Below are 14,911 nucleotides of genomic sequence, written 5' to 3'. Positions count from 1 at the left end.
GTCGGAAATAGTGACAGATCGACTTGGTGTCTGTCCACAGCCGTCGCGGCGGCCGGTGATGCCGTATGGCCGGCCGGGCACTTCCCTACCCGGCGGCGACCGTGAGGACGAGGTGGTCAATGGACTCGAATCCACCCGCCGGCTCTCCGCCCTCACCCTCACTCGTCGAGAACGGCCAGGTCGAGCCGGTGGAGGCGATCCGGATCCGCGATCACGTCGATCTCGATGATCTTGCCGCCTGTGACGATGAAGCCCATGACCGACAACGGCCGTCCGTGCGCGGCGACCACCACGCCGGCGGTTCCGTTGATCAGCGCCGGTCGCGCGAACGGGAAGAACCGTCCGAAGGTGACCGCCTGTCCGGCCACATCCTGTGCGCCGCGGATCGTGACGGTGTGGCGGGCGCGGACCCTACCCCCGTCGGACCGCAGCACGACGCCGGGATCGAGCACCGCGATGAGCGCGTCGAAGTCGCCGTCGCGCGCGGCGGCGAAGAACGCGTCGACGACGTCGCGCTGGCGGGCGAGATCGGGGTCGGGAACCGGCGCCCGCCCCTGCACCCGGCGGCGGGCGCGGCTCGCGAGTTGCCTGGCCGCGGTGGGAGACCGCTCGATCATCGGAGCGATTACCTCGAACGGCACAGCGAACATGTCGTGCAGCACGAACGCGAGCCGCTCGGCCGGCGACAGCGTCTCGAGCACCACCAGTAGCGCCAGCCCGACCGAGTCGGCCAGCAGCGCCTCGTGCTCGGGGTCGATCCCGCCCTCCGGGCTGATGATCGGATCGGGCACGAGCACGTCGAGAGGTTCCTCACGCCGCCGGTCGCGCGAGCGCAACACGTTCAGGCACACGCGTGCCACCACGGTGGTCAGCCACGCGCCGAGGTTCTCCACGCCGCCCGTGTCGGCGCGGTTGAGCCGCAGCCAGGTGTCCTGCACGGCGTCATCGGCCTCACTCACCGAACCGAGCATCCGGTAGGCGATCGCTCGCAGACGAGTGCGATGTTCCTCGAACCGCTCGCTCAGCCACTCGCGCTCGTCCACCGTGTCACGTTCCTTCCTCGTGGGGGGTCGTAACAGTAGACCCCGAAAACCAGCCGATGGGGCCGGAAGATCATTACCGAACGATCGCGGAGGAAGCCATGACGTCATCCATCCTGCTCACCGGCGGCACGGGCACACTGGGACGCCTCGTCGTGCCGCTCCTGCGGGACGCCGGCCGCGAGGTGCGGGTGCTCAGCCGGCACAGCCACGAGCCCGGGGACGGCGTCGAGTACGTGACCGGTGACCTGCTCAAGGACCAGGGGATCGGGCCCGCGGTAGACGGAGCCGAGATCATCTTGCACCTCGCGGGCGGCCCCAAGGGTGACGACGAGGCGACCCGGAACCTGGTGCGGGCCGCGTCGCGGGCCGGGGTGCGGCACCTGGTGTACATCTCGGTCATCGGGGCGGACCGGGTCCCGCTCGGCTATTTCAGGTCCAAGCTGGGCGCGGAGCGGGCCGTGGCCGACTCCGGCCTGCCGTGGACGACGCTGCGTGCCGCTCAGTTCCACGACCTGGCCCTGAACGTGGTGCGGCAGATGGCGAAGCTGCCGGTGATACCGATCCCGGGCGGGCTCCGGTTCGAGCCGGTCGACGCACGCGAGGTGGCGGACCGGCTCGTGGAGCTGACGCTCGACAAGCCGGCCGGCCTGGTGCCCGACCTGGCCGGGCCGAAGGTGTACGGGATGGCCGAACTGATCCGCGGATACCTGCGGGCGCGCGGCAAGCGCCGGTTGACGATGCCGGTCCGGATGCCGGGAAAGGCCGGCCGCGCGTACCGGGCCGGCGACAACCTGTCGCGCTCGGGGGCCGTCGTGGGCAAGCGGACCTGGGAAGACTTCCTGGACGAGCGGCTTTGAGCCCTCCCGGGGCGAATCACCGACGTTCCGCCTCCAGGCGTGACCCGGCACACCCGCGGGCCTCCGACCCCGCACGACCTGCCACTTCGAGGCGGGCTCAGGTCTTCCGCACCTTGGCGTAGTGGCGGGCCGCCCGCGCGCGGTTGCCGCAGCCGGGCGAGCACCACTCACGCCGTGGCGCGTCGCGGACGAAGTGCAGCACGCAGCCGGGGCCGTGGCAGGCGCGCACCTCGTGGCGCAGGGGGCCGGCGAAGAGGTGGACCGCGTCCTCGGCGATCGCGGCGAGGGCGGCGGCGACCGGCCGGCCCGAAGTGCCCACCGTCACGTGCGGCTCTGGGTCGACGCGCAGTTCGTACCATCGCGGGGTCTGCCGCGTGTGGCGGTTGAGCGTCGTGACCGCGTCGGGGTCGGCGCTCTGACCGGTCACCGCCGCGTCCGCCAGCAGCCGGATGGCGTCGCGGAGCTCCCGGGCGCCGATCAGGTCGTCGTCGGTCACGCCGCGCAGGTCGTCGTCCGTGAGAGTGACCGCCAGGCGTGCCCGCACGTCTCGTAGCCATGCGGCGAGTTGCTCGGCGGACTGCAGACCCTCCCGGGGACGGCCGCGCACCGCGTACACGGTGTTGCCGAGTTCGATCGGCAACGGCTGGCCCAGGATCGGGCCTCCGCCACCGGCGAGGTTAGCCACATCCATTTTTCTAATGGTACCCACCTGTTGACTCCGTGAGAAGTATCGAGCATTATCTAGCGGTATAGCGGCACATAGACCGTTAGAAGACGTACGGCCGACCGCCGCCTGTTCACGACAACCGACCACATCCAGGGAGATTCCGCATGAGCACCCCCATCCTGCAGACCGGCCACGTCGGGTTGAACGTGACCGACCTGGCTCGTTCGATCGCCTTCTACCGTCAGGTCTTCGGCTTCGAGATCATGGGCCGGCAGACCGACGGTGACCGGAAATTCGCCTTCCTCGGCCACGAAGGCGCCCTGCTGGTCACGCTGTGGCAGCAGAGCAGCGGCACGTTCGCCACCGGCCTCCCCGGGCTTCACCACCTGTCGTTCCAGGTGGCCGACATCGACGCGGTGCGCCGCGCCGAGGCCACCCTGCGCGAGCTCGGCGCCGAGCTGGTCTACGACGGGATCGTTCCGCACGGCGAAGGCGCGTCCTCCGGCGGGGTGTTCTTCACCGACCCGGACGGCATTCGCCTGGAGATCTTCGCCCCGGCCGGCGCAGAGGGCGCACCGGCCCCCACACAGAACGCGCCGACCTGCGGCTTCTTCTAACACCCCCTCGGGGCGGACCGCATCGGGTGGTCCGGCCCGGCGATCCACAAGGAGTGCCCCGTGTTCCACGAAGGCGAACGTGCGGTGCGGCGCCGCGCCGGCCTCACCGTCGACGGCTGGGGATCGGCCGGTGTGGGCAACGTCATCCCACCGGTGGCCGCCGAGTTCCTGAGCCGGCAGCCCATGATGGTGATCGCGGCCGCCGGCGACAGCGGGGCGGTCTGGGCCAGCGTGCTCACCGGCCCACCCGGTTTCATCACCACGCCCGATGACCGCACCATCATCGCCGACGGGCTGCCCGGCGACGGTGATCCGCTCGCCGGGCGGTTCGCCACCGAACGGGACATCGGCATGCTCGCCATCGAGCCGGCCAGCCGCAGGAGGATGCGGGTCAACGGCCGCGCCCGCATGGACGGCGACCGGCTCTCGGTACGCACCGAGCAGGTGTACTCGAACTGCCCGAAGTACATCCAGACCCGCACCGTGACCGAGGACGCCCACCCGGTGAACAGGACGGCGCACGTCACTCGCGAGCCGACCCCCGCCCAACGGCGGTGGATCACCGCGGCCGACACGTTCTTCATCGCCACTCAGGTCGCCGGCCTGGGCGCCGACGCCTCGCACCGCGGCGGAAACCCCGGTTTCGTCACCTTGACCGGCGACCGGCGGCTGACCTGGCCCGACTACACCGGCAACTCGATGTACATGACCTTGGGAAACCTCGACCTCGATCCACGCTGCGGCCTGCTGTTCCTCGACTGGGAAGCCGGTCACACGATGCAGCTGACCGGCCGCGCCCGTGTCGACTGGGACCCGGATCGGGCGGCGACGGTGCCCGGTGCGCACCGCCTTGTCGACTTCGACATCGAGCAGGTGGTCCAGGTCACCGACGCCCTTCCACAGCGGTGGTCGTTCGGCAAATACTCCCGGTTCAATCCCGCCTGAAGCCCCAGAACCCACTCGACTCGAAAGGAACCTCGATGCGCGTCCGTGTCGACATGACACTGTGCGAGACCCACGCCCAATGTGTGTTCGCCGCTCCGGAGGTGTTCGCCCTCAACGATGACGACGAGCTGGTGTACGACGCCACGCCGGACGACGCCACCAGCCCCGAGCTCGAACAGGCCGCCCGCGCCTGCCCCGTCCAGGCCATCTCCTTGGACGACGCCTGATCGGACGTGCCGGGCGACCGCGCTCCCGTCCGGGGATCAGTCGGGGGCATCCGCCGCGAACGTCGGGGCCAGGGCGCGGGCGAGCCGCTCCAGCCACTCACGCGGGCTACCCTTGACCTGCGGGTATTCAGCCTCGAACTCCTCCCAGTCGATCTCGAACGACATGACCGCGTCGGCGTCGAACGCCGCGGCGCCCCGCGTGCCCAGCTCAACGGCCAGAACCTGGCGCAGGAGTTCACGAGGGAGCGTGCACCGTTCGGCGAGCAGGACGGCGTCGTAGAGGTCCTTGCCCTGCGCGTAAAGGTCGGAGGCCAGCCACAGGATCTTCCATGCCAATGACAGCTCGGGCGTGGCGGCCTGGACGAGCGTGGACTCCGTGCCACCGGCCCGCGGAATGAGCGCCGTCGTCGGCGGCACCGGCAACTGCTCGTTGAAGACGAAGTCGAGTTGTACCGTCCCCGACGGCAGGCCGTCGGAGTGCCAGGTGAAGACGAGACGCCGCCCGGGCACGCGTTCGTACGTCCAGATGTCGTCCACCGCTATGTCGGCGGGGTCGATGGCCACCGTGCCGGATGCCCGGGGCGTCGCCGCGACGGCGGCGATGAGCCCCTTGAACATGTCGACGGTCAGGAGGCTGTCGAGGTTGACGGTGTGCGGGACGACCACCCAGTCCAGGTCGCCCGGCTCTCGGGCCTGCTCTCCGATCCACGCCTCCAGCAGAGCGCTCCCCCGGAGGACGAGATTCTCGCTCCACGGAGAGCCGGCGACGACGGCCACCAGGTGATCGATCGCGGACCGTCTGGCCCGTCGCCACCGCCGCCCGATCTCCTCATCCTCGAAGACCGGGTCCCCGGCCCGGAACGCATGGTCGAACTGCTTCAGCGCGGGATCGAAGATCGGCGGCTGACGGACGCCCTCCCCCTGTGCGGCGGGGATGTAGGTCGTGGGAAACTCCTCTGTGCCGCGTGGGGGGATCCACTGCGGGTCGAGCATGCAGTTCTTTTTGAACTGCTCCCAGGAAGATCCCATCACTCCTCGATCCAGCCGCGGTCGACCTCGGGGTTGTCATCGTGCACCACGAATTCCTGCTCGGCCTCCAGCACCGCGAAGCCGCGTGATTCGAGAGCGTCCAGCAGGGTCTCCAAGCGCCGCCGGGCCGTGGGCAACCCGACGGAGCGGCAGCGCTGGGTGACGAACCGCTCGTGCGAGTCGTCACCGCGCTCTCGCCGGGCATTGCGCGACACGTGCGCGGAGTGAGCCCCGGCCAGCTCCGCCAGCTCCCCCAGGACCGTGACGTCGTCGGGGAGTAGCACCTTGACGTGATGCTCGAAGTAGCAGCCGGTCAGCGCCGTCGCGGTCGCGCGATCCTCCGGCACGTCCGCGTTCCAGGGCGCCGCCTCGATCTTGACGCGGACAACCTCGAACCCCTCCTTGCGCAGCCTCGCCGCACAGGCGGACGCGGCGGCTCGTTGCTCGCTCAGCGTGCCGCGCCCCGCGATCGTCAGCATGGGCTGCGACCGGACCTGCCCCCGAGCGAGCTCGATGTGCGTGAACTTCACCCCGTTCGAGGCCGACCAGCCGCCCAGCCGCTCGACGTCGTCGTCCGCCGCCGCCACGGTCAGATGGATGTCGAAGACCCCCGCGAACCCCATGCCGGTCATATCCAGATCACACCGCCCAGCGGCCGGGCGTCGTATCTCGCGCCCTCCGATGAGACTCTCCTGGTTCGCCCCGTAAGCATGTCATGCGCCCTATCGTGCCATTCTCGCCGTGCGGTCGCCGTCCCCACGGACATCACCAATCCGGTAGCGGTACGGCGGCGGCGGACTTCGCCGACTCCGGTGCCCGGATCAATGCCGTGGCCCCTGGTACGCAGGGCACCACGGAGGAGGTCGCCCACGCCGTCATGTGGCTGTGCTCGGGCGACGCGTCGCCCGTCAGCGGCCTGGGTTGGGTAGACCCTTTCCGCATTGAATGTGCCGGTCAAGTCTCGTTGAAGATTAAATGTGCCGGTCCAAGTCTCTGTGAAGCCGAAGAGTATGCCGTGATTAATCCCGATTTGGGTGTTAGCGTCCGAATTAAGGAAGCAGCCAATGGGGGAGGAATCATGGCTAGGACCTCTTGGGGCTGCGGCGGCCGCTGGCGTCGCCGTCGCTTCTGCCACCGTAGGCGGTGGTGGGGCAACGGGGGCTGGGGCGGCTGGAACGACTGGGATGACTGGGGCGGTTGGTGGTAGACCAGCCCCACGAAGGCCCGGACGTTCACGGGTTGCGGCGGTCCTCGCCCAGCGTCTTCGCCGACTTGGCCGCGCTCCGCGAGGTCGCCGCGATCCACCCCTTCAGCCGCGGTCCCGGCAAGGTGCTCTCCACGAGGGAGATGGAGGAAGCTCTCCGCTCCGGCGTTCATCGGGCTTGGGCTTGACCTCCTCAGATGCTCGTGGTGCTCTCGGCTGAACAGGTTGCCGCACAGCGCCCCCCGACGCGGTCATGTCGGGGGGCGTCTCCGGAGCCAGCCACAAGGCTGAGGAGCGAGACGAGGCCGTCAGCCGGTGGCGGCGACGAGTTCGGCGAGATCGAGATGATCGCCTCTGACCTCGGCGAGCCATTCGTCCTGGATGTACTCGAAGTCAGCGGTCTCGGTGTCGAACAGGCCGACGCTCCCGGCCGCCACCCGTTGCTCGGGGTTGATCGGCTCCGGCTGCCACCGGGTGGCCTTGGGTCGCACCAACTGGGCGAGCGCGTAGGAGGTCGTACGGCCGTAGCGGCGCGGGCCGTTGGGGTGGTGGTAGTGACCGCTGACGTGCAGACGCGGCTGCAGGTGCTCGATGAGCCGGGACAGCTTCGCCGAGCCCTGCGCGTTCCCGTGCCTGTCGAGCGACATGCCGTACGGGCCGTCATGGGTGATCAGGATGTCCACCCCGCCGGGTTCGGTGGCCAGCAGTCGTGCGTAGGCGCTCTCGTCCAGGTCCATCTTCCCCGGGGCCTCGATCAGCCCGAGGAACGCCACCCGCTGCCCGGCGACCTCCACCACGTTCCCGCAGGCGACATGCCGGTAGGCGCCGAGCGGGTCCACCGGCACGACCTCGGTGGCCGCCGTGTCGTGCAACGAGGCCAGCCAGTCGTGATCCTCGTGGTTGCCGCTGACGAACAGCACCGCGGGGACCCGCCCGAGGGCCAGTCGCACGCCTTCCGCGACCGGCGGCGACGGATCGAGCAGGTGAAAGAAATCGCCCTGGGCAGGATGGTCCCGCCCGAACCGGCGGCTGGACTCGTCGAACCGTTCGAACGACGGATACGCGCCCAGATCCCCGACCTGGATCACGGCGTCGAGCCGAATCCCGCGACGCGCCTGGAGCATCACCACCGCGCCCAGCGCGTGCAACACACAACCGTGGACATCGCCTACGAAAGCGACCTTCATCGCCTATCGCCCTTCCTTGAGCCATTGTGATGGCCCGGCTTAGGTCGAGCGGCGCAACGATGCGGTGTCAACCACCGGCCCTGACCGGTGACTCACATCCCAGCGCTCCACCGCCATCTCGACGACCGAGCCACCCCGAGCATGACGTTCGCCCCAAAGAACCGTCAAGTAACGGACCGAAAAGCACAACGGGCTCGCGGACGGGCACCCTCGGCATCGTTCACGGCCGGCGCGCGATCACGCCGGTGCCGACTCCAGCGTGGTGGAGTCACAGCCCTGGTAGTGCCGTGACACACGCCGTTCGGTGGCATCGATCATCGCGCCGCACGCACGAGCGCTCCGCATCACGCGCCCGGACGTCTTCTACGGCACTTAGTTCTAACTTGTTGCTGACCGGCAGCGGCAGCAGTTGTTGTTGTAGCGCGGTGCAGTGGATAGGTTTGCCCACCGTGCAGTATCTGGAAGTGGCGTGTCGGCTTTTGCTGGCGGCGGTCTTAATTATGGCGGCCTTCACCAAGGTCTCTGGGAAGGGCGCCTGGCTCGCCTTCGTCCATTCGCTGCGCCAGTTGGACCAGGTGCCGAGCCCTCTCCTGCAGCCGGTGGCGCTTGCTGTGGTGGCGATCGAGGCAATCGTCGCCGTGCTGCTGCTCGTCCCGGTGCGGGTGGCGGGTTGGATCGGCTTCGCCTTGGCAGGCTGCCTCCTACTGTCCTTCACGCTAGTGATCGGACGAGCGCTGTCGCACGGTAACCGCGCTCCCTGCCGGTGCTTCGGGGCATCAAGCACACCTCTGGGTCTAAGCCACGTGTTGCGGAACCTGATGCTCGTCTGTGTCGCCGTTCTCGGGTTGGCCGGCGCCTCGGCATCGGGCACACTCGACGCACCGTACGCTCTGCTCGCCGGTGCCGGCGGACTGGTTGCCGGCATCCTGATCACGGCGTTCGAGGACATCATCACGTTGATCAGGCCAGCTGGATAGCGGCGTTGGCCACCAGCCGTCCATCCCGCGCGGTGGCGCCCGGTGCTGCTGCCCAACCGGACAGTTGGGACGGAACCGCTGATTCGCGTGCCCCTGGTCCCGACGGCCGCCAGCAGCTCCCGCGCCCGGTTCGCCTTGCCGAACGGCCGTATTGACCGTCACGTATCGGCCTGTCTGCCCCGTTGACGCGATGTGCGCAGAGCCTGTCCTGCCGATCATCATGGGCCGCTTCGCGCGGCTAGACCTGTACTATCCTGGCCGCGCCGGAAAGGATCAAACGTTGAGGATTTCGCCATGCCAGTCTTGTGGGCCGCATTAGCGATTGTCTGCGTCATCTGCCTGCTTAATCTCTTGCTCACCGTCGCAGTGATCCGGCGCCTTCGAGAGCACACCGAGCTGATCAACCGAGGAAGCGTGCAGTCCTCCGAACAGGAGGAGATCACCCTGCCCGCCGGAGCTCGGGTCGGCGACTTCCGCGTCGTGACGGGTGACAACCGGGTGGTGACCCGTGATGATCTCCGGCAGGGCATGCTCGTGGCCTTCTTCTCGCCGCGCTGCCCGGCCTGTGAGGAGCAGAAACCCGCCTTTATACGGTACGCGTCCGGCCTGTCAGGCGGGCGCGACAATGTGATAGCGGTGCTGCTGGGCTCGCCCGAGGAGTGGGGGGGCCTGCGTGAGGAGCTGAGCGGGGTCGCGCAGATTGTCATCGAGGCGGACGTCGACGGTGAGATGTCCACGGCGTTCGGCCTCCGCGGATACCCGGCCTTCTGCCTTATAGGCCAGGACGGCGTCCTCGCGGTGACAGGTTTCCGGGTCGACGTCCTTCCTGAGTCCGTAGCCCTGTGACCACCGGCATGCGGGTGGCCGTCGCCGCCTGGCGGCTGGCCTGGCGGGTCGCGGCGCGTACGACCATCGCTCAGTTCGTGCTGACGGTGCTGGGCGCAGGCGCGCCCGTCGCCGTGGCGTGGCTGACGAAGGTTGTCTTCGATCAGCTGAGCGCCCCCGGCGGACCCGCGGACCTGATGTGGCCGATCATCGGTCTGGTCGCCGCAGGCGTCATGACGGCTCTGCTGGCGCAGGTGCTGCGCTACCTGCGGGCCGAGCAGGGACGGATCGTCGCACTCGCCGCCCTCGACCAGCTCTACGCCGCGGTCAACAGGTTGGTCGGTCTGGGGCGGTTCGAGGACCCGCAGTTCGCGGATCGGTTACGCTTCGCCCGTCACGCCGGCGGGTCCGGACCGGCCGAGATCGTGGCCGTGAGCTTGAACCTGCTCCAGCAGGTCCTGGTGACCGCGGGGTTCGTCGTCTCACTGGTCACCGTCAGCCCTGCTCTGGCGATCGTCGTCCTGGTCGGTACGCTCCCCGCCGTCGGCGCCGAGTTCGCTCTCGCGCGCCGGCGGGCCGAGGCAATGAATACCGTGGGACCGATCGAGCGGCGCGAGTTGTTCTACGGCCAGCTGCTCTCCGATGTCGAGGCGGCTACCGAGATCAGGCTGTTCGGCGTCGGTTCCTTTCTCAGGCAACGGATGCTCCGCGAACGCAGTACCGCGAACCAGGTGCAGCGGGCGATGGACCGGCGGGCCCTGAGCACAGAGGCGCTGCTCACCATGCTCTCAACCGCGGTGGCGGGCGGCTGTCTGGTCTGGGTGGTCAACGCCGCGGCCAACGGAACGGTAACCATCGGTGACGTGGCCATGCTGGTCGCCGCGGTCGCCGCAGTGCAGACGGCTTTGCTCGGCATGGTGCGCGATCTGGCCGGAGCGCACACCCAGCTGCTGATGTTCAGTCACTACCTCGCCGTCGTGGAAGCGGAACCGGATCTGCCGGTGCTGGCCCGCTCCCGTCCGGTGGCACCGTTGCGGCACGGCATCGAGCTGCGTGACGTCTGGTTTCGGTACCGTGAGGATCTCCCGTGGGTGCTGCGCGGCGTCACCATAACGATCCCAAGGGGTCAGGCGGTCGCCCTTGTCGGTTACAACGGTGCCGGTAAGAGCACGATCATCAAGCTCTTGTGCCGCTACTACGACCCGGATCGTGGCGCGATCCTCTGGGACGGTGTCAATTTGCGGGACCTCGACCCGGTGCAGTTGCGCGCCCGGATCGCGGGGGTCTTCCAAGAGTTCGTCTCCTATGAGTTGTCGGCCGCCGAGAATATCGGCATCGGTGATGTCGAGGCCTTGGCGGATCGGTCACGCATCGAGACCGCTGGGCGGGACGCGGGTGTGCACGACATCCTGCGCACGCTCCCGCATGGGTACGACACGCTGCTCAGCCGCATCTACTTCGCCGGCGACGAACTGAACGGAACCACACCGGGCACCATGCTCTCCGGCGGGCAGTGGCAACGTGTCGCCATCGCGCGCAGCTTCCTGCGCGGCGGCCGTGACCTGCTTATCCTCGATGAGCCGAGCGCGCGCCTCGACGCCGAGGCCGAACACGAGATCCACCAGGGCTTCCAACGGCTACGCAACGGCGGCACAAGCCTGCTGGTGTCGCACCGGCTCGGCACGATCCGGGACGCGGACCTGATTTTGGTGCTCGACGCCGGCACCGTGGTGCAGGCTGGGCGGCACGACGAGCTGGTCGAGGCACCAGGGCCCTACGCCGAGTTGTTTTCCCTCCAGGCCGCCGGTTATCGCGATTGACCAGAACCCGAACTGATCTCTACTGTAGATCAAAACGGGTCAAGATCAGACGATGTCTACCGGCATCTCGAAAGCGGCCCGTCAATTCACGAGGGAGTAGAGCATGCTGCGACTCTTCCACACGCTCGGCGACCGGATGTTGTCGGCCTTCGTCCCGAAAGTCACTGCTCAAGCCGCCTGCACGACCTGGAAGGAATTCTGCTACTGCAGCGGTAGCTATTCTGTTTACCGGTGGTGCGACCGCGGCTGCGACAGCACTGGCACGACCTGCGGGGGCTGCACCTCGAGGGTGTACGACGGCCGCTGCTAACTGACACGTAGGCGGGAGCGGCCGCCGGCCGGAGTCGGTGGCCGCTTCCGCATGACAGGGATGGCCGTGATTCGGGTCATCGTCTCTCACCTTGCCGGCGGCCATGGTCCGTATGTCACCCGGCGTGCTCGGCGGCATGGCGGGAGTTGCCGTCGCTCCCGTCGCGGTCTGCGTCTTCACCAACGGTCTCACCTCCCTTAGTGGTCGCTGTCGCCATGGGCGCCACGGGTCACGGAGGTGGCGGCTGTGGCGGCCGGATCGCTGCCGGCTGCCATGGTGCTCCGAGTACCCGCAGTGCAACTCGCCGATTAGTGAGGCGCTTTCCGTGCAGGCCGTGATTGCAGTACTCCTGATAGGTTCCGGCGTGGCCGCCTTCGTCGCGGTGCTGCGGCGCAGGTTCGTGCTGGCCACGGTTGCGGGCTTCAGCATGGCGCCCACCTTGCATCCCGGCGATCGTCTGCTGGTGCGCCGGGCATCCCTGTCGCGCCTGAGAGTGGGCGACATCGTTGTGGTCGTGCCGGACGCGCGGATGGCAGGCCCGCGACCGCGTACCGGCTACGTGATCAAGCGGTTGGCTGCGGTACCAGGGGATCTCGTACCGGAGCACGTACCATCGCCGTCGAACACACAGGTTCCTCCGGGTTGGATGGCGATCCTGGGAGACAACCCCGACGCCAGCCACGACTCGCGGGACTACGGCCTGGTCACTCAGAAGCGGCTCGTCGGTGTTGTCGTGCGCGCCATCGGCACCTGAGACCGCCCGCTCCTGAGACCAAGCACCCCTGAGACCGCCCGCCTCTCAGATCGCGCATCGCGGAATCCCGGGCACCTCAGGTCGCGGGCCCCGTGGCCGCCGTTTCACGTGCAGGGCCGTGCTCCTCGACGAACTCAACAGCCCGGAACCTGGAGGGCTTCGTCCAGGTTCAAGAGGATGTTGTCAAGCGTCGCATCTCCGCCGCAGAGAACGCTCGCGTCACCAGCGAATTCACAGCGCGCGAATCCTAGCCGGTCTCGCGTTCGGCCGCCTGAAGCCGCCGCCACTTCGCCATCGACTGGTTGATCTCCTCGCGTATGAACGCGAAGAACCGGCGGGTCTCGTCCAGCCGCCGTCCGGCGGGAGAGTCGAAACCCAACAGCGCGACGCCCTCGTCGGCGCCGACCTGCACCCGGACCAGCACCGGGTCAGACTGGCTGACAAAGTGGCTCCAGGTGTGCTCGTGGATTCGGCAGAAGTCGTGCCGGGTACCGGATTCGCGGCCACGTTCGACCAGCCGCACCTGCACCAGGTACTTGACCGCCCCCGAGATCGCCGACGCACCGACCTCCAGTCGCTCGGCGAGTTCGGCGGCCGACAGCTTGCCGGAGTCGCTGACCAGCAGCGCGGCGTACACGCGTGAGGCCATCCGGGGCATGCCGGATTCGACCATGATCTGCGCGAACCGTTCCCGGAAGCCGGCGATAGCGCCCTCGTCCGCTCGCGTCACCGAAGCTCCCTCCTCGTGGCGGCCTCACCAGTTTAAGATGCTTCACAAACTTCACGAAATTCGTGAAATAGGAGTAGCGTCGCTGTCGTGAAGGACACTGAACTCATCGGAGTGCAGAAGACCCTAAGCCCCGTCCTCAAGGCCAAAGCACTGGACAACCGACTGCCGGACCCGATTCTCGGCGACGAATACGCCGAGCAGGCGATGCGCCGCCTCGACTCCGGCTACGACAAGCGCAGATTCGGCACCAGCCAGATGGGCCTCGCCGCCGTGGTGCGCTCCAAGGCCCACGATGACTGGGCCCGAGGCTTCCTCGCCGAACACCCCGACGCGGTGGTGTTGCACCTGGGCTGCGGCCTCGATGCCCGGGTGTACCGGATCGACCCGCCCGCCACCGTCGACTGGTACGACCTGGACTACCCCTCCGTTATCGAACTGCGGCGACAATTCCTGCCGCCGCGCGAGAACTACACCCTGATCGACTCCAGGGTCACCGACCTGACCTGGCTGGAACGCATCCCCCGCGGCCGGCCGGTGCTGATGATCGCCGAGGGACTGGTGCCCTACCTGACCGAGACTGACGTCCGGCGGCTGCTGACCAGCGTCGTCGACGCCTTCCCCACTGGCCAAATACAGTTCGACACGGTGCCGGTCTGGGCGTGGCGCACCTCGAAATGGGATCCCATGCTGCGCAAATACGACGCCCAGTTCCACTGCGGCTTCAACGACCCGAGCAAGCTGGCCGATTGGCACCCGCGGCTCGAGTACGTCGACGAGGCGCCGATGTACGACTCACCGCTGCTGATGGCCAAGGCACCCGCGAACATACGCCGCATGTACCGCCTCATGAACCTGCTGCCTGGCATGAAGCGGTCCACCCGCATCGTGCGGTTCCGCTTCTAACGCGGCCGATGGTCGGTACTGCGGCCGTTCGCCGCGTTCCATCTCCTCACCCAGCCCCTGTTCCTGATCGATCGGCTTAGACGACCATCGGAGGGTTGCGCTTTCGCTTTGCGACTCGGCTCCCGGTCAGGCCACTCCCAACCGCCCGCCATCTCATGATCCGAGAACGCTTCGGCCCTGGGGAGCCGCTGGCCTGTGCCTTCCACAGTTGCCCAGAGCCGTTGTTGGCACTTAACTAGCAGGATCGCCAGGCGGCGCTCAAAGAACACCATCCCCGAGCACGCCTCCCGCGAGAAGCCGACATGCTGCGCCCTCAAGGGCGGCCAGTGTTGCGAATCCCGGCTCTCCACTCGCATGGTCCAATCCATCCATGCCGTCCTCCGGAACGCCCTGGAGTGCGACCGTACGCGAGGAGATCACCGCTCGCAACGTCGCAAAGCTCGTCAAGGTCCCAATGCCCAAGCACAAGGTCAATCGCGGCCTGACCGTTCCGCAATCCCATGCCGTTCTCAAGGCGGCCCGGGATCATCGGCTCTACGCGCTGTACGTCCTGGCGCTCTGCCTCGGCCTGCGCCGTGGGGAACTCCTCGGGCTCCGTTGGACGGACATCGACCTCGACGCCGCCAAGCTGGAAGTGGTTCAGAGCCTCCAGCGGGTCGCGGGCCGACTCCAGTTCGTCCGCCCCAAGACCTCGGACTCGGAACGAACCGTCCCGCTGCCACCCATCTGCGTCAGGGGCGGGGTCGAACCGTCGGCCTTCCGCTTTCAGGTGTGGCAATCGCCCTGCCGCTTCTTGATGAGCTGCGGATAGAGGGT

At 68.0% G+C, this 14,911-nt stretch carries 16 protein-coding genes; 10 read left to right on the top strand and 6 right to left on the bottom strand.

Features of this window, described 5'->3' with window-relative positions; genetic code table 11:
• Positions 1-158: 158 nt before the first annotated feature.
• Positions 159-1,043 (bottom strand): sigma-70 family RNA polymerase sigma factor, encoded by an 885-nt coding sequence (locus tag AB0C16_RS16970; protein ID WP_357683669.1) that lies wholly within the window; start codon positions 1,041-1,043, stop codon positions 159-161.
• Between the two features lie 98 nt (positions 1,044-1,141).
• Between AB0C16_RS16970 and AB0C16_RS16965 the strand changes: the two genes are divergently transcribed.
• A complete protein-coding gene (locus tag AB0C16_RS16965) occupies positions 1,142-1,900 on the top strand; it encodes an NAD(P)-binding oxidoreductase (protein WP_357683667.1) in 759 nt (252 codons plus the stop codon).
• A gap of 97 nt (positions 1,901-1,997) precedes the next feature.
• Here AB0C16_RS16965 and AB0C16_RS16960 read toward each other — a convergent pair whose 3' ends face one another.
• Complete coding sequence (locus AB0C16_RS16960; RefSeq protein ID WP_357683664.1) at positions 1,998-2,591, bottom strand: CGNR zinc finger domain-containing protein; 594 nt, start codon at positions 2,589-2,591, stop codon at positions 1,998-2,000.
• A 140-nt stretch (positions 2,592-2,731) separates the two neighbouring features.
• Here AB0C16_RS16960 and AB0C16_RS16955 point away from each other — a divergent pair, with 140 nt between their 5' ends.
• Genes AB0C16_RS16955 through AB0C16_RS16945 form a run of 3 tightly spaced genes read left to right on the top strand, consistent with a single transcriptional unit; the run spans position 2,732 to position 4,356 of the window.
• Positions 2,732-3,184, top strand: coding sequence for a VOC family protein (locus tag AB0C16_RS16955; RefSeq protein WP_357683661.1), 453 nt, complete (start codon positions 2,732-2,734; stop codon positions 3,182-3,184).
• Between the two features lie 60 nt (positions 3,185-3,244).
• Positions 3,245-4,129, top strand: a complete 885-nt coding sequence (locus AB0C16_RS16950; protein ID WP_357683659.1) for a pyridoxamine 5'-phosphate oxidase family protein — start codon at positions 3,245-3,247, stop codon at positions 4,127-4,129.
• 35 nt (positions 4,130-4,164) lie between these two features.
• A complete protein-coding gene (locus AB0C16_RS16945; protein WP_357683656.1) occupies positions 4,165-4,356 on the top strand; it encodes a ferredoxin in 192 nt (63 codons plus the stop codon).
• 36 nt (positions 4,357-4,392) lie between these two features.
• Here the strand turns inward: AB0C16_RS16945 and AB0C16_RS16940 are convergent, their stop codons facing one another.
• From AB0C16_RS16940 to AB0C16_RS16930, 3 genes are all read right to left on the bottom strand, one after another.
• Positions 4,393-5,385 (bottom strand): nucleotidyl transferase AbiEii/AbiGii toxin family protein, encoded by a 993-nt coding sequence (locus AB0C16_RS16940; protein WP_357683654.1) that lies wholly within the window; start codon positions 5,383-5,385, stop codon positions 4,393-4,395.
• A complete protein-coding gene (locus tag AB0C16_RS16935; protein ID WP_357683651.1) occupies positions 5,385-6,017 on the bottom strand; it encodes a hypothetical protein in 633 nt (210 codons plus the stop codon). The genes AB0C16_RS16940 and AB0C16_RS16935 overlap by 1 nt, the downstream gene beginning before the upstream one ends.
• 880 nt (positions 6,018-6,897) lie before the next feature.
• On the bottom strand, positions 6,898-7,776 hold the full coding sequence (locus AB0C16_RS16930; protein WP_357683648.1) for a metallophosphoesterase: 879 nt from the start codon (positions 7,774-7,776) through the stop codon (positions 6,898-6,900).
• Between the two features lie 449 nt (positions 7,777-8,225).
• Between AB0C16_RS16930 and AB0C16_RS16925 the strand changes: the two genes are divergently transcribed.
• The 4 genes from AB0C16_RS16925 (at position 8,226) to AB0C16_RS16910 (ending at position 12,462) form a co-directional block, all read left to right on the top strand.
• A complete protein-coding gene (locus AB0C16_RS16925) occupies positions 8,226-8,753 on the top strand; it encodes a MauE/DoxX family redox-associated membrane protein (RefSeq protein WP_357683645.1) in 528 nt (175 codons plus the stop codon).
• A 414-nt stretch (positions 8,754-9,167) separates the two neighbouring features.
• A complete protein-coding gene (locus AB0C16_RS16920; RefSeq protein WP_357683642.1) occupies positions 9,168-9,599 on the top strand; it encodes a redoxin domain-containing protein in 432 nt (143 codons plus the stop codon).
• On the top strand, positions 9,596-11,398 hold the full coding sequence (locus AB0C16_RS16915) for an ABC transporter ATP-binding protein (protein WP_357683640.1): 1,803 nt from the start codon (positions 9,596-9,598) through the stop codon (positions 11,396-11,398). Before AB0C16_RS16920 ends, AB0C16_RS16915 begins: the two co-directional genes overlap by 4 nt.
• 635 nt (positions 11,399-12,033) lie before the next feature.
• Positions 12,034-12,462, top strand: a complete 429-nt coding sequence (locus tag AB0C16_RS16910) for a S26 family signal peptidase (protein ID WP_357683637.1) — start codon at positions 12,034-12,036, stop codon at positions 12,460-12,462.
• A gap of 247 nt (positions 12,463-12,709) precedes the next feature.
• Here AB0C16_RS16910 and AB0C16_RS16905 read toward each other — a convergent pair whose 3' ends face one another.
• Positions 12,710-13,192 carry a MarR family transcriptional regulator gene (locus AB0C16_RS16905; protein ID WP_357683635.1) on the bottom strand — a complete coding sequence of 161 codons (483 nt, stop codon included), beginning with the start codon at positions 13,190-13,192 and terminating at the stop codon, positions 12,710-12,712.
• Positions 13,193-13,279: 87 nt separating this feature from the next.
• Here AB0C16_RS16905 and AB0C16_RS16900 point away from each other — a divergent pair, with 87 nt between their 5' ends.
• On the top strand, positions 13,280-14,095 hold the full coding sequence (locus tag AB0C16_RS16900) for a class I SAM-dependent methyltransferase (protein WP_357683632.1): 816 nt from the start codon (positions 13,280-13,282) through the stop codon (positions 14,093-14,095).
• 370 nt (positions 14,096-14,465) lie between these two features.
• Complete coding sequence (locus AB0C16_RS16895; RefSeq protein WP_357683629.1) at positions 14,466-14,906, top strand: site-specific integrase; 441 nt, start codon at positions 14,466-14,468, stop codon at positions 14,904-14,906.
• The last annotated feature ends 5 nt before the right edge of the window (positions 14,907-14,911 follow it).

It is taken from the genome of Nonomuraea sp. NPDC048916 (genome assembly GCF_040649575.1).
Lineage (GTDB): Bacteria > Actinomycetota > Actinomycetes > Streptosporangiales > Streptosporangiaceae > Nonomuraea.
The sequence above is the reverse complement of the archived record's forward strand: the minus strand, read 5'-3'. Positions and strand labels throughout refer to the sequence as shown.

Bases quoted from the DNA above. Each gene is read 5' to 3' on its own strand.
- AB0C16_RS16965 (WP_357683667.1), top strand. From the start codon at position 1,142: ATGACGTCATCCATCCTGCTCACCGGCGGCACGGGCACACTGGGACGC.
- AB0C16_RS16960 (WP_357683664.1), bottom strand. From the start codon at position 2,591: ATGGATGTGGCTAACCTCGCCGGTGGCGGAGGCCCGATCCTGGGCCAG.
- AB0C16_RS16955 (WP_357683661.1), top strand. From the start codon at position 2,732: ATGAGCACCCCCATCCTGCAGACCGGCCACGTCGGGTTGAACGTGACC.
- AB0C16_RS16945 (WP_357683656.1), top strand. From the start codon at position 4,165: ATGCGCGTCCGTGTCGACATGACACTGTGCGAGACCCACGCCCAATGT.
- AB0C16_RS16940 (WP_357683654.1), bottom strand. From the start codon at position 5,385: ATGGGATCTTCCTGGGAGCAGTTCAAAAAGAACTGCATGCTCGACCCG.
- AB0C16_RS16935 (WP_357683651.1), bottom strand. From the start codon at position 6,017: ATGACCGGCATGGGGTTCGCGGGGGTCTTCGACATCCATCTGACCGTG.
- AB0C16_RS16930 (WP_357683648.1), bottom strand. From the start codon at position 7,776: ATGAAGGTCGCTTTCGTAGGCGATGTCCACGGTTGTGTGTTGCACGCG.
- AB0C16_RS16895 (WP_357683629.1), top strand. From the start codon at position 14,466: ATGCCGTCCTCCGGAACGCCCTGGAGTGCGACCGTACGCGAGGAGATC.